The following is a 12,862-nucleotide window of genomic DNA, read 5'->3' on the forward strand; positions in this document are numbered from 1 at the left end:
GGGTACTCGGCCCGCATGGAAACGAACCTGCCGAACCTGCCGGAGCAGCTCTCCCAGGTCGTCCGGGACGCCATCAAGGACGAGCTGCGCGAACAGACCAGGAAACAGCGCCGAGCCGCGCGGATGTACGCGGGAGCCGGAGCGGCGGGGCTCTACGGAGGCGCCGCGCTCACCGCGTTCCTGCTGCTCGTCCTCGCGATGGCGCTGCCCTACTGGGCAGCCGCGCTGATCGTCGGCCTCCTGCTGGTGGGGGCCGCCGTAGTACTGAGCCGCAGTGCCCGCGACGGCGGCGGCGGGGTGTCCGCGAACCCCGCATCCGAGCCCCTGGAACCCGGCGTGCCGCCCGGCGCCCCCGTCATACCGCCGATGGTGCCGCCGGGCGCCCCCGAACCGCCGCGCGGACCGCTGGGCGCACCGCACGACCGCACGCGCTGACCCCGGGGGAGGTGGGCGACCGCGGCAGCCGGGCAGCGGGAACAAGGCGCCGACCGCGCTCGTTGTCCTCCCCGCCACGCAGTGATCGACTCGGGAGGGAAACATGAGCGACCTCGCCATCCAGTACGTGGGCGGCCCCACGGCCGTCCTTGAGATCGGCGGGGTGAGGCTGGTGACCGACCCCACCTTCGACGCGCCCGGCGACTACCCCGTCGGCGACCGCAAGCTGGTCAAGAGCGCCGGGCCCGGCATCGGGGCCGACGAGGTCGGCGCCGCCGACCTGGTCCTGCTCTCCCACGACCAGCACCCCGACAACCTCGACCGCGGTGGGCGCGACTACCTCGACCGGGTCCCCGTCGTGCTCTCCACCGCCGAAGCGCACAGCCGGCTCAGCGACCGCGTGACACCGCTGCCGAGCTGGGAGACCTACCGCAGCGGGCGGCTGCGGATCACCGCGGTGCCCGCCCTGCACGGCCCCGCGGGCTGCGAGCCCGTGGTCGGCGAGGTCACCGGCTTCGTGCTGCACGGCGACAACCTGCCGACCGTGTACGTCAGTGGTGACAACGCCTCCCTCGACCATGTACGGACCATCGCCGACCGCTTCGGCCCCGTGGACGTGGCCCTGCTGTTCGCGGGCGGCGCGCGCACACCGCTGATCGACGCCTACCTCACGCTGTCCAGCGCGGACGCCGCCGAGGCCGCCGCGATCCTGGGCGCGCGGCATGTCGTCCCGCTGCACTTCGAGCACTGGGCCCACTTCAGCCAGGGTCCGGACACGCTCGTCGAGGCGTTCGGGGCGGCCGGGCTGAGCGACCGGCTGCACCTGCTCAAGCCGGCCGGACGCTTCACGCTCTGACCCCGACGCGGCCTCCCTGGCTCGTCGAAGGGCCTGCCCCCGCACCACCCCGCGCCCGCCGGGCGGCACCACGAACGACCGTGCCGTCCGGCGGGCGTCGTCGTGCCCGCTGCCTGCCCGCATGTGACGCGCCGTGCGCCCGCGCGGGTTTGATCCGCCGCATGGTGGCTACCCGAAAGGCCTACCACGCGAGGTGACATGGCCAGCAAACCGGAGAACCCACCCAAGACATCACCTGGGACGGCGGCGAAGAAGTCCGCCCCGGCATCCCGTGCCGACGACGGCCTCCCGAGCGCGGTGGACGTCCTGCGGGGCGCCCGCGCCCAGCTGTCCGAACTCATCGGCATGCCCGCCGAATCCGTCTCGTCGTTCGAACGCACCGACCAGGGATGGCAGTTGAAGATCGAGGTCCTCGAACTCTCCCGAGTGCCGGACACGATGAGTCTGCTCGCCTCCTACGAGGTCGAGCTCGCCCCGGGCGGCGAACTCACCGGCTACCGGCGCCTGCGGAGGTACGAACGCGGCCGGGCCGACCGCAACACCTGAGCCCGCCCACCGGACCGGCGCGCCGAACACGACCGGCACGGCACCCCAGCGAAGCACCGACCAACCCATCAGGCGTCACGTGTCAGCCGACAGGTGCCCACTGTCCGCTGACCGACGGCCAAGGACTACAGACAAGGAGGGCCGGACGACATGACGGTTGTCCCGGCACAGCAAGGCGGCGGCAGCGGCGGCACCAGTGGCTTGTACGACGTCCTGGAGCTCGTGCTCGACCGCGGACTCGTGATCGACGCGTTCGTGCGTGTCTCCCTCGTCGGCATCGAGATCCTGAAGATCGACATACGCGTCGTGGTCGCCAGCGTCGACACCTATCTGCGGTTCGCCGAGGCGTGCAACCGCCTCGACCTGGAAGCGGGCCCGCACCGCAGCCCCGGACTTCCCGACCTGGTCGGCGAGATCACCGAGTCCGGTGCCCGCGGCAAGTCCAAGGGAGCGCTCTCAGGCGCCGCACAGACCATCTCCGACGCCTTCAAGGAAGCCCGTGAGGAGAGCGAACCGGAGCCGAGGCCGCGCGCCCGGCGCACCGCGTCGCGCCGGAAGGAGGAGCAGGAATGACCACGTACGTCTACGGCATCGCCCGCCGCACCCACGGACGGCTGCCGGAGCGGATGGGCGGGATCGGTGACCCGCCGTGCCCGGTCCGCACGGTCGCCCAGGGAGACCTCGTGGCGCTCGTCAGCGACGCCCCCGAGGAACTCAGGCCCAAGCGACGCGACCTGCTCGCGCACCAGAACGTACTCGCCGAGGCCGGGGCCGGCGGGCCGGTCCTGCCGATGCGGTTCGGCGGCGTCTCGCCCGACGACGACGCCGTGCGGGCCGTGCTCGCCGAACACGAGAAGCGCTACCTGGAGCGCCTCGAAGCCCTCGACGGCAAGGTCGAGTACAACGTGAAGGCCACCCACGACGAGGAGGCCGTGCTTCACCAAGTCCTCGCCGAGAACGCCGAGTTGCGGGCCATGAGCGAGGCCAACCGCAAGGCCGGCGGCGGCACCTACGAACAGAAGCTGCGGCTCGGCGAGCGCATCGCGGCCGCCGTGCAGCAGCGCGAGGCGACCGACGCCGTCCTGGTGGAGCGCGCCCTGGAGGGCGTGGCCGAGGAACGGAGCCCCGGCCCCCAGTCCACCGGCTGGCTCGCCAACATCTCCTTCCTCGTCCCGCGTGATTCAACGGCCGACTTCGTCGCCGCCGTGGACACCCTGCGCGAGCGCGCCCCGCACCTCGTCATCCAGGTCCACGGCCCGCTGCCGCCCTACAGCTTCACGGAGTAGGACGTGGGCCTCCTCAAGGAGCTGCTGCTGCTTCCCGCGGCCCCCGTCCGCGGCACCTTCTGGGTGCTCGGCCAGGTGGCCGCGGAGGCGGAGCGGCAGTACTACGACCCCGAGACGGTGCGGCGCGAACTCGCCCTGCTGGAACAGCGGTTGACCGACGGCGAGATCGACGAGGCCGAGTTCGACCGCCGTGAGGACGAGCTCCTCGACCGCCTGGAACACCCGACCCGCGCCGCATCCGAACCACGGAGGAACTGATGGCGACCCCGGCACGATTCCCCGACGCCTACCCGCCCGACGGCAGTGGCGCCAATCTCGCCGACATTCTCGAACGTGTCCTTGACAAGGGAATCGTCATTGCCGGGGACATTCGCATCAACCTCCTCGACATAGAACTCCTCACCATCAAATTGCGTCTCATCGTCGCCTCCATAGACAAGGCGAAGGAAATGGGCATCGACTGGTGGGAGGACGACCCGGCCCTTTCCACCGGCGCCCGCCGCCGTGAAATGGCGAGGGAGAACGAGGAGTTGAAGGCGCGCATAGCCGCCCTGGAATCGGCGCGCGCCGCCGGGACGCCAGAGGCGCAGAGCACCGAAAGGGAGCAAGGGGCGGTGCCCGATGCATGATGTGAACGACGACGAGCTGCTGTACGTGTACGCCGTGACGCGCCCCTTCACCGGGGCGCTTCCCGACGGCGTGCTCGGGCTCGACGGGCGACCGCCCGGTCTGATCGAGCACCGCGGCCTGTGCGCCGTGGTGAGCCGCGTCCCCGCCGGGGACTTCGGCGCCGCCCCGCTCAAGGCCCACCTGGAGGACCTGGACTGGCTCGGCCGCACCGCCCGCGGCCACCAGGCCGTGATCGCGGCGCTCGCCGGGATCACCTGCCCGCTGCCGCTCAGGCTCGCCACGGTGTGCCGCGACGAGAGCGGTGTGCGGCGTCTGCTCGACTCCGGACGCGCCCGCTTCGTACCGGCCATCGAACGCCTCGACGGCCGCGTCGAATGGGGCGTCAAGGTCTACGCCCAGCCCGAACGGCAGGCACCGGCACCGGAGGTGAAGGCGGCGACCGGGCGCGACTACCTGCGCCGGCGCCTGGGCCAGCGGCAGTCCCGCGACGAGACCTGGCGGCGGGCCGGAACGCTCGCCCGCGCCCTGCACGCGGAGCTGTGCGACCGGGCCGAGGCCGAACGGCTCCACCGGCCCCAGAACGCCCAGCTGTCCGGCGAGCCAGGCGAGAACGTTCTCAACGCCGCCTATCTGGTTCCGCGCGAGCGGAGCGAGGAGTTCGTCGCGGCCGTGCGGGACTGCGTTCCGCACATCACGGGCGTCCGCGTGGAAATCACCGGGCCGTGGGCGCCGTACTCCTTCGTCGGCGAAGCGGACGGCGGCCAGGACGCGGACGCCCAGGGCCGGGAAGGCGCGCAGGACCAGCCGGAGGGTGGGGAGAGGCTGTGAGCGGCGACGCCGAAGCCCTCGCGCAGCGCGAGGTCGCCCTGGTCGACCTGCTCGACCGGCTGCTCGCCGGAGGCGTGGTCATCACGGGCGACCTGACGCTGCGGATCGCGGACGTCGATCTCGTACGCATCGACCTGAACGCGCTCGTGAGCTCGGTCAGCGCCCAAGTCCCCTCTCCCTTCACCGAGTTCGACCCGGGCGAGGTCGCCTCGGGCGGGGTCACCGCGCACGAGTTCGAAGACGCGGACGACCGGAAGGAGCCGTCGCGATGAGCCAGCACACGACCCGGCACCAGCAGGTGAACGGCACGCACCCGCGGCGGGAGGAGCGCGGGAGCGAGCGGAAGGAAGGCGGGGCGCCCCGGCGTCGGGTGGAACTCGACCCCGACACGGTGGAGCGCGATCTCGCCCGGCTCGTCCTGACCGTCGTCGAGCTGCTGCGCCAGCTCATGGAGCGCCAGGCGCTGCGCCGCGTCGAGACCGGCGAGCTCACCGAGGACCAGGAGGAGCGGATCGGGCTCACGCTGATGCTGCTGGAAAGCAGGATGAGCGAGCTGAGGTCGAAGTTCGGGCTGCGCCCGGAAGATCTCAACATCGACCTCGGCCCGCTCGGCCCCCTGCTTCCGAGGGAAGGCTCCTAGAGTCCACGACTTCTGGAATCCAGGGCTTTCCGGATGTCCGAGAGAGGGGAATTCCGGTGGGAGCGACCAGTGGATCCCTGGCGGCCGACTACCACCGGTACCAGCGCGACCGGCCGGACGTCGTCGTGCTGCGCATCAGGAATCCGAGCAGCCACACGACGAGCACGACGATCGCGATCCACCACAGAACCTTGACCGCGAAGCCGAGACCGAACAGAAGAAGTGCGAGGAGCAGGACCAGCAGAATCGGGACCATGATGTGTACCTCCTGGCGTTCGAGTTCCCCTGAATTCCCGCCCTAAGCCGCAAGTTGAAACGGGCCCGGACAGCCGGCGCCACCGGACCCGCTCTCCCTTGCGGGAGGCTCAAGCGGCCCAGGGGCGCACCGGCGGCCGGTAGACCGTCAGGGCCTCCGGAAGCTTGTCCAGGACCAACTCCTCGGGTGCCGCGGCCACTTCACCGTCGTACGCCAGTGACGTGCCCGGCTCCAGGCCCGCCACCCTGAGGCGGGACATCCTGCGCGAGGCGTGGACGGGGGAGCGGTTCAGGGGCCCGGCCAGCGCGGCCGCGAGGAGGCGGACGCCGGGCAGCCGGCCACCGCGCACCGCGCGCACGTCGAGCAGCCCGTCCGCGAGGTCGAAGCGGCGCGCCGGAGCCGGTCCCAGACGCTGGTAGACGCAGTTGCCCGCGAACAGCAACCACAGCTCCGGGCGGCTGCCCGCCGGATCCTTGCGCAACGGCCGCTCCCCGCGCAGCACCTCGTACGAGCCGAGAATGCCCGCGGCCCAGCTGCCGATCCGCGGCGACCAGCGCTCGCGCACCCGCACCAGCTCCGGATAGACGCCGAGGCTGAACGTGTTGAGGAAGTACCCCGCCTCCGCGCCATCGGGACCGGGCCGGAAGCGGCCGAGATCCACCCGTACGGCATCCCCCGAGGCCAGCGCCCGGCAGGTGTCCTGGACCTCCTCGATGCCGAGGTCGAGGGCGAAGTGGTTCAGGGTGCCGCCGGGGAACACGGCGAGCGGCACACCGACGCGGGCCGCGACCGCCGCCGCCAGGTTCACGGTGCCGTCGCCGCCGCACACCCCGAGCACCCGGCCGCGGCCCGCGGCCTTCTCCAGGGCCCCCGGCAGGTCGTCCGGGTCGCACTCGACGACCTCGGCGAGCGGGAGCGCGGCCCGTATCAGCGCCGCCTTCGCCAGCGCGGTGCCGGAGCCGCGGTTGGCCACGACCACCAGGTCCTGGCCCGCGGGCAGCGCCGGGGCCTCGGCGTGCGGGCGGCCGGGCGGCGGGAGCTGGGTGCGGGTCGGCACGAGCCCGCGGATCGCGAACGCGGCGCCCACCCCGAGCGCCGCGCCCGCCACCACGTCACCCGGATAGTGAACCCCGGTGTACACACGGGACGCCGCCACCGAGAACCCCACCGGCGCCAGGGCCGCGCCCCAGGCCCGCGACTCCAGGGCCACGCCGGTCACGAAGGCCGCGGCGGAGGCGGCGTGGCCCGACGGGAACGACGTGGTGATCGGGCTGCGCTTCAACTGGCGTACCAGTGGCACCGCGTCGAGCAGCGGGCGGGCCCGGCGCACCGAGCGCTTGGCCACGGTGTTCACGGTCAGCGAGGCCAGCGTGAGCGAGGCGAGACCGCGCAGTGCCGCCCGGCGGGCGCGGGGAGAGCGGGTCGCGCCCATCGCGGTGGCCGTCGCGAACCACAGGGCGCCGTGGTTGGCGGCCCGGCTCAGCCGGGGCAGCACGGCCTCCGCGGCCGGCCAGTTGCGGGTGGCGGCGAAGTGGAACAGCGCCTTGTCGCGGGCGCCGAGTCGCTTGTGCCAAGTCGAGTGCTTCATGGCGCGCGGGTACCCTGGCGCCCCGCGCCCAACCGGTCCCACCTGCGGCGCGGCTCGACACGACCCGCCCCTTCCGTCCCCCGTGTCGCGGAAAACATGTGCGCCGGGGCGCGCGCCGTAGTAGTCCTGAGGAGTCCCACAGCTCTGCCCGTTGCCCTGCCCTTCTTCTCCGGAGTCGTCGATGGCCGTACGTCGTGTGGTGCCCAACATCCAGTCGGAGTCCGTGCGGGAGAACAAGGAGTTCTACGGCCTGCTGGGTTTCGAGGAGGTCATGAACCACGGATGGATCATGACGCTCGCCTCGCCGTCCAGCCCGGGAGCGCAGGTGAGTTTCATGGCCGACGACAAGACCGCCCCGCTCACGCCCGACCTGAGCGTGGAGGTGGACGACGTGGACGCGGCCTACGCCCTCATGCGCGAGCACGGCGCGGAGATCGTCCATCCGCTCCAGGACGAGGAGTGGGGAGTGCGACGCTTCTTCGTCCGCGACCCCAATGGCCGCGTGATCAACGTCCTGGGACACCGCTGACGTGTGCCTGCCCCGGCGGCCCTGTGCGCCTGAGCCCCTGCGGGCCCCGCACGCCCGGGACCCCTCGTGCCCCATGGGCGCGGACGGGCAACTCCTGTAACAGTTAGGCGAGTTCGCGGTCCGCGAGGTCGCCGCGTTCTCAGGAGCGGGCTCTTCGCCGAGCCCGTGACGCCGCCGCCCGGCGCCGACGTCCAGACCAGGCTGCCGTCCCAGCAGCGCCGACGGGGGCGGCCCGGCCGGGTGGGACGCGCTCCCGTCCGGCAGAACGGGGCTACGCGGCGCTCAGACCGGGCGTTCGGCAGGGTGGGCCACGTCGCCGAGGCTCACCATGCCCAGCGGGCGCCCCTGCGCCACCACCGGCAGCCGGCGCACCGCGTGCCGGCGCATCAACGACACCGCCTCGGCCACCTCGTCGTCCGGGCCCACGCACACCGGAGCCCGGGTGCACACCGCCTGCGCGCTGACCGCCAGCGGATCGACGCCCTCGGCCACCGCCCGCAGCGCGATGTCCCGGTCCGTCAGCACCCCGATGACCAGCCCGGCCCGGGTCACCAGCACATTCCCGCTGCCCTGGGCCCGCATCAGCCGCGCCGCCTCCACCAGTGAGGCGTCGCAGTGCACCGCGCACACGCCCACCGTCATCACATCCCGCACGAAACGTGCCATGGCTTCACGCCCCGTCTTCCTCGATCCCGCTGTGGCGCGGCCCCGTTGGGCCCCGCGCGCGGGACCGGGTACCGGGCTCCGGCCGGGGGAAACGCGTCCCCGACGCCATTCGCACAACAGCACGTTTGGCCCTGCGGACTCCGGGCAGGCGAACCTCGTGCTTCGGACCGGAGGCACGTCCGTGGGAGCGGCTGTCCGCTCCGGGCGTCCGGCCACGCTGCCCGGCCGCAGGCTCCCCGGTGACAACCATCCGCCGCACCGTTTCAGGGAGCTGGATCGCATATGCGTACCAACACCACGGCGAAGCACAGGCATCCGCACGACGACGCACCGAGGACCGCCGCCGCCTTCGAACGGCTCGCGGCACTGCCCGAGGGCCCCGAACGCGACGCACTGCGCCAGGAACTCGTCCGTGCCTGGCTGCCCATGTCCGAGCGGCTCGCCGGGCGCTTCCGCAACCGCGGCGAGGCGCTGGAGGACCTCCGCCAGGTCGCGGCGCTCGGCCTGGTCAAGGCCGTCGACCGGTACGACCCCAGCCGCGGCGCCGCGTTCGAGAGCTACGCCGTGCCCACCATCACGGGCGAGATCAAGCGGCACTTCCGCGACCACATGTGGACGCTCCATGTGCCGCGCCGAGTACAGGACTTGAGGGGACGGGTGCGAGCGGCGACGCAGGAGCTCGCGGCGAGCGCGGACGGTCAGCGGCCGAGCGTGGCCGACCTCGTCGCGCACACCGGGATGACCGAGGGCGAGATCAGGGCCGGGCTCGAAGCCATCGACAGCTTCAGCGCCCTGTCCCTCGACGCCGAACTCCCCGGCGGCGAGGACGGATACAGCCTGAGCGACTCGCTCGGCAGCGCCGACCCGGCCCTCGACACCGTCGTCGACCGCGAGTCCGTCAAGCGCGGCCTGCGCTGCCTGCCCGAGCGCGAACGCAAGATCCTCTACATGCGGTTCTTCCGCGACATGACCCAGAGCCGGATAGCCGAGGACCTCGGCATCTCGCAGATGCACGTGTCCCGGCTCCTCACGCGCTGCTGCACCCGTCTGCGGGACCAGGCCCTGCGGGATCCGCACGACGATCAGCGGCGGCCGACCCGTCCGTCCCATCGTTCCGCGCGGAGCGGGGCCGGGGCGGGCGAGCGTCCGGAGGGGAAGTCGAAGGCGAAGCTGCGGGCCGCGGCGCCGCCGGCGCAGGGGGCGTCGCGGACGCGCAGGACTCCTCGCGCGGATCAACTGACGTGCATGGAGCGGAATCTGCCGCCTCGCCAGGACCGTCAGGAGCCGGACGCCGCATAGCCAGCGTGATGTGACGCGCCATCACGTCCATCGCCCGCCCCTCCGCCATCGAGAAGGGGCGGGCCGACCCGGTGCGGAACAGGGTGAGCACCCCCGTCACCGGCCCCGGCGCCCCGAGCGGCACGCACATCAGGGACGACACCTCCGCGCGGGCGAGCATCGGAGTCCCCGAGGGGTCGTGACCGAAGCCGTCGGCGTCCTCGGGCTGGACCTGGAGAGCCCCGTTCCCGGCCCGCGCCGCCTCCAGCACCAGCGGGCAGCGCGCCGGGTCCTGCCCGGCCACCGCGTGCAGCAGCGGAGCCGCCGCCGGACCCGAGGGGCCCAGTACCACCGCACGGCGCAGCCCGCCCTCGACCAGATCGCACACGATCCAGTCGGCGAACCGGCCGCACAGCACGCGCGCGGCCCCGCCCACCAGCAACTCGCGCTCGCCCGTGTGGAGTTGCAGCAAGGTGGACGCCATGAGGTCAATCACGTCCATGAGTTCGGCATGCCGGGTCGACTCGGCGAGATCGGGGAGCGCGGGCGGCGGGGGAGCGGCCGCCGAGCCGCGCGCGCTGCCCGCCTGGAACACCACGAGCACCGCCGACTGCGCCTCGTCCGGCGGCCGCAGCGCCGTCAAGGTCGCCAACAGGGGCTCGTCGGGACGCTGTTGGAGGTGCACGGTGAGACCCCGGTCGCCCTCGCCCCGGGCCACCGCTGCGGCCTGCGAACGGAACGCCGCTCGGTCGCCCGGGGTGAGCAGCGCGGCCAGCGGCCGCCCCGTGGCGTACCCCGCGCGGACGCCGGTCAGGCCGGTCGCCGCGAAGTTCAGACGGCGTACCACCGTCTCCCGGTCGACCAGCGCCACCGGCAACGGCAGCCGCTGGAACAGCGCCTTCAGCAGCTGCCGCTCCTGTCGCTCCCCAGGTGAAGGGGATCCGGTGGCGGCCATGATCCGCTCGTAGCGCGGCCACAACTGCTCCGCCACATGCTGGAGTTCGAAGAGCGCCGCGTCCAGCACCGTCAACTGTTCCCCCGCCGGGCGAGCGCGCGCGGTGCGCAGCTCGCCCACCCGTCTGACGAAATCCGCCAGTTCCTCGCCGAAGTCGTCCTCCGTTTGCGTCATGGGAGAAAGCTAGCCCCCCGCGCCGGTGCCCGGGGGCCACCGTTTCGGGCCCCGCGGGCCGGGAAGCCGCAGCATGAGGAGGTCTTCGCGATGCTGACCGAGCCGGAACACCAGGAACCCGAGACCACCACCACCGCCCGACGGCTCTCCCTGCTCGCCGAACAGTCCGCACGCTGTGCACCAGCCTGCTGCGGGGCCGTCGCCACCATCTCCGCCAGCGGACCCGAACGCCGGGTCACCGCCACCCACCCCGACCTCGCGCCGCTCGCCTCCGTCCAACTCGCCTGCGGCGACGGGCCGATACCGAGCGCGCTCAGCGCGGGCGAACCCGTGGACACCGAGGACCTGCTGACGGAGGACCGCTGGCCCGGCTACCGCGCCCTGGCCCTCGAATCGGGCGTACGCTCCTGCGTCACCCTCCCCTTCCGCCGGTCCGGCATCGAGGTCACGGTCAGCCTGTACGGCTTCCGCCCCGGCTCGCTGACCCCCCTCGTGCGCGGCCCGGTGGGCGCCCTGGCCCAGGAGACCACCACCGCCCTGGTCCGCGACCGCCGCTACCGCGCGGCTCTCGCCGAGGTCGAACAACTGGAGACGGCGCTGCGCTCGCGCCCGGTCATCGACCAGGCCAGCGGCATCGTCATGCATGTCCTGGCCTGCGAGGCCGACGAAGCCTTCGCCATCCTGCGCACCATCTCCCAGCGCGCCAACCGCAAACTCGCCGACGTCGCCGAAGCGGTCGTCCGCACCAAGGGCCGCGGCCTGGAATCCGAACTCTCGGCGCTGGCGGCCCCGGCCGACTGATCCCCGCCGGGCGCGGGGGCGCCAGGCACCCGTACAAGCGGCGCCCCGCGCCAAACCTCCGTATAAAGGCAGGAAAGGCATGGCTCGCGCGGGACGGGGCCAAGGAGGGAACGGCATGCAGGGGACGGCCGCCGAAGGGCGCGGGCCGGTGCGCTACGGCCCACCCGCCCCGGAGCCGGGACTGCCCGTACTCCCGGAACTCGCCGCCGCGCTCGCCGCCGGGGCCCCGCGCACCGAACCCGAGCCACCCGGCGGCGGCCCCGAACTGCGCGAGGCGGCTCGCGGCTACTGGCTCCGGCGCGGACTGCCCACCCCCGCGGACCGGATCGTCGCGGCCCCCGGCGCCCAGCCCCTCCTGATCGCCCTGCTCGGCGCGTACGGCGGTGACGTGCTCATGCCCCGACCGTGCCCGGCGTGGTGGACCCCGCAGGCCAGGCTGCTCGGCCGGGCCGTCTACCACGTGCCCACCCCGGCCGAGTGCGGCGGCGTGCCCGATCCGTACGCCCTGCTCGAAACGGTGCGCCGGGTGCGGGCCGAGGGTGGCGATCCCCGGCTCCTGCTGCTCTGCGTCGCCGATGACCCGACCGCCACCGTGGCGCCGCCCGAGACGGTCCGCGAGGCCTGCGAGGCGGCCGTGGACGAGGGGCTGCACATCATCAGCGACGAAACCTGGCGCGACACCGTCCACCGCCCGCACGAGACGGTGCCGCTCAGTCCCGCCGAGATGTGCCCCGAGGACGTGACCGTCCTCTGCGACCTCGGCGGCGCGTTCACCCCGCCCGGCTGGCCCGCCGCCATCGCCCGCTTCCCCGGCACCGAGGCCGCCGAACCGCGCCGGGCCCGCACCCTGGACATCCTCGCCGCGCTCGGCGCTGCCGTCGCCGCGCCCGTCGCCGCGGCCGCCACCCTCGCCCTCACCGAACCCGCCCCCGTCGTCGACCGCGTGCGCCGGGCCGCGGCCCTGCACGCCCGCGTCGCGGCCGCGGCCCACCACGCGGTGCTGGAAGCGGGCGCCCTGGCCAGGCCTCCCGAGACCGGCCGTCATCTCTACGTCGACCTCGGTCCGTTCCGCACCGCCCTCGCCGCGCGCGGCGTCACCGACTCGATGGAACTGGAGGACTACCTCACTGCTCGCCTCGCCGCCCCCACCCCCGGCGGCCACCGCTTCGACGACGACCTCGGCGCCCTGCGCGCCCGCCTGTCCACCGGCCCCCTCCTCGGCTCGACCGAAGACCAACGCCAAGCATCCCTGGCGGCCCCCGACCCCCTGCAACTCCCGCACGTGCGCGCTGCGTTGAGCCGATTCGGGGAGGTGCTCGGGGGGCTGGGGTGAGCGGGGGCGCCGGCGGGTGGCTGGGGTCCATCGGGCGAGAGGGCGCGTGAGAGCGCTCTCC

At 73.3% G+C, this 12,862-nt stretch carries 16 protein-coding genes and 2 pseudogenes; 14 read left to right on the forward strand and 4 right to left on the reverse strand.

What is annotated here, in order from left to right:
* Positions 1-15: 15 nt before the first annotated feature.
* The 10 genes and pseudogenes from DT019_RS09505 to DT019_RS09550 all read left to right on the forward strand — a co-directional run bounded on the left by DT019_RS09505 (position 16) and on the right by DT019_RS09550 (position 5,221).
* Positions 16-435 carry a phage holin family protein gene (locus DT019_RS09505; protein ID WP_114036271.1) on the forward strand — a complete coding sequence of 140 codons (420 nt, stop codon included), beginning with the start codon at positions 16-18 and terminating at the stop codon, positions 433-435.
* Between the two features lie 103 nt (positions 436-538).
* The gene (locus DT019_RS09510) at positions 539-1,291 is read left to right on the forward strand and encodes an MBL fold metallo-hydrolase (RefSeq protein ID WP_114036272.1); all 753 of its coding nucleotides are present in this window, start codon (positions 539-541) and stop codon (positions 1,289-1,291) included.
* A gap of 198 nt (positions 1,292-1,489) precedes the next feature.
* The gene (locus DT019_RS09515; RefSeq protein ID WP_114036273.1) at positions 1,490-1,837 is read left to right on the forward strand and encodes a gas vesicle protein; all 348 of its coding nucleotides are present in this window, start codon (positions 1,490-1,492) and stop codon (positions 1,835-1,837) included.
* Between the two features lie 150 nt (positions 1,838-1,987).
* Positions 1,988-2,410, forward strand: coding sequence for a gas vesicle structural protein GvpA (locus DT019_RS09520; RefSeq protein WP_114036274.1), 423 nt, complete (start codon positions 1,988-1,990; stop codon positions 2,408-2,410).
* Positions 2,407-3,123, forward strand: coding sequence for a GvpL/GvpF family gas vesicle protein (locus tag DT019_RS09525; RefSeq protein WP_114036275.1), 717 nt, complete (start codon positions 2,407-2,409; stop codon positions 3,121-3,123). Before DT019_RS09520 ends, DT019_RS09525 begins: the two co-directional genes overlap by 4 nt.
* Positions 3,124-3,126: 3 nt before the next feature.
* Entirely contained in the window at positions 3,127-3,381 is a 255-nt protein-coding gene (locus tag DT019_RS09530; RefSeq protein ID WP_114036276.1) for a gas vesicle protein GvpG, read from the forward strand.
* Complete coding sequence (locus DT019_RS09535) at positions 3,381-3,752, forward strand: gas vesicle protein (RefSeq protein ID WP_114036277.1); 372 nt, start codon at positions 3,381-3,383, stop codon at positions 3,750-3,752. Before DT019_RS09530 ends, DT019_RS09535 begins: the two co-directional genes overlap by 1 nt.
* Positions 3,745-4,581 (forward strand): GvpL/GvpF family gas vesicle protein, encoded by an 837-nt coding sequence (locus DT019_RS09540; protein ID WP_114036278.1) that lies wholly within the window; start codon positions 3,745-3,747, stop codon positions 4,579-4,581. Before DT019_RS09535 ends, DT019_RS09540 begins: the two co-directional genes overlap by 8 nt.
* Positions 4,578-4,769, forward strand: a pseudogene (locus DT019_RS09545) (gas vesicle protein); the annotation flags it as partial. The gene DT019_RS09540 and the pseudogene DT019_RS09545, both read left to right, overlap by 4 nt.
* Before the next feature lie 182 nt (positions 4,770-4,951).
* Positions 4,952-5,221, forward strand: coding sequence for a gas vesicle protein K (locus tag DT019_RS09550; RefSeq protein WP_114036530.1), 270 nt, complete (start codon positions 4,952-4,954; stop codon positions 5,219-5,221).
* 88 nt (positions 5,222-5,309) lie between these two features.
* Here DT019_RS09550 and DT019_RS09555 read toward each other — a convergent pair whose 3' ends face one another.
* Together DT019_RS09555 and DT019_RS09560 are read right to left on the reverse strand one after the other, a co-directional pair.
* Positions 5,310-5,477 (reverse strand): hydrophobic protein, encoded by a 168-nt coding sequence (locus DT019_RS09555; RefSeq protein WP_114036279.1) that lies wholly within the window; start codon positions 5,475-5,477, stop codon positions 5,310-5,312.
* 109 nt (positions 5,478-5,586) lie between these two features.
* Positions 5,587-7,065: a bifunctional phosphatase PAP2/diacylglycerol kinase family protein gene (locus DT019_RS09560; protein ID WP_114036280.1), complete on the reverse strand. Its 1,479-nt coding sequence runs from the start codon at positions 7,063-7,065 to the stop codon at positions 5,587-5,589.
* 181 nt (positions 7,066-7,246) lie between these two features.
* Between DT019_RS09560 and DT019_RS09565 the strand changes: the two genes are divergently transcribed.
* Entirely contained in the window at positions 7,247-7,594 is a 348-nt protein-coding gene (locus tag DT019_RS09565; protein ID WP_114036281.1) for a VOC family protein, read from the forward strand.
* Between the two features lie 282 nt (positions 7,595-7,876).
* Here the strand turns inward: DT019_RS09565 and DT019_RS09570 are convergent, their stop codons facing one another.
* On the reverse strand, positions 7,877-8,260 hold the full coding sequence (locus DT019_RS09570) for a CBS domain-containing protein (RefSeq protein WP_114036282.1): 384 nt from the start codon (positions 8,258-8,260) through the stop codon (positions 7,877-7,879).
* A gap of 282 nt (positions 8,261-8,542) precedes the next feature.
* Here DT019_RS09570 and DT019_RS09575 point away from each other — a divergent pair.
* A pseudogene (locus DT019_RS09575) lies at positions 8,543-9,331 on the forward strand (SigB/SigF/SigG family RNA polymerase sigma factor); the annotation flags it as partial.
* On the opposite strand, the gene DT019_RS40165 reads toward DT019_RS09575, so the two are convergent.
* Positions 9,288-10,667, reverse strand: coding sequence for a PAS domain-containing protein (locus DT019_RS40165; RefSeq protein ID WP_114036284.1), 1,380 nt, complete (start codon positions 10,665-10,667; stop codon positions 9,288-9,290). The pseudogene DT019_RS09575 and the gene DT019_RS40165 sit on opposite strands and share 44 nt — an antisense overlap.
* A 90-nt stretch (positions 10,668-10,757) precedes the next feature.
* Between DT019_RS40165 and DT019_RS09585 the strand changes: the two genes are divergently transcribed.
* On the forward strand, positions 10,758-11,468 hold the full coding sequence (locus DT019_RS09585; RefSeq protein WP_114036285.1) for an ANTAR domain-containing response regulator: 711 nt from the start codon (positions 10,758-10,760) through the stop codon (positions 11,466-11,468).
* A gap of 115 nt (positions 11,469-11,583) precedes the next feature.
* Positions 11,584-12,801, forward strand: a complete 1,218-nt coding sequence (locus DT019_RS09590; RefSeq protein WP_114036286.1) for an aminotransferase class I/II-fold pyridoxal phosphate-dependent enzyme — start codon at positions 11,584-11,586, stop codon at positions 12,799-12,801.
* The last annotated feature ends 61 nt before the right edge of the window (positions 12,802-12,862 follow it).

The sequence above is a fragment of the Streptomyces sp. SDr-06 genome, from assembly GCF_003324565.1.
Lineage (GTDB): Bacteria > Actinomycetota > Actinomycetes > Streptomycetales > Streptomycetaceae > Streptomyces.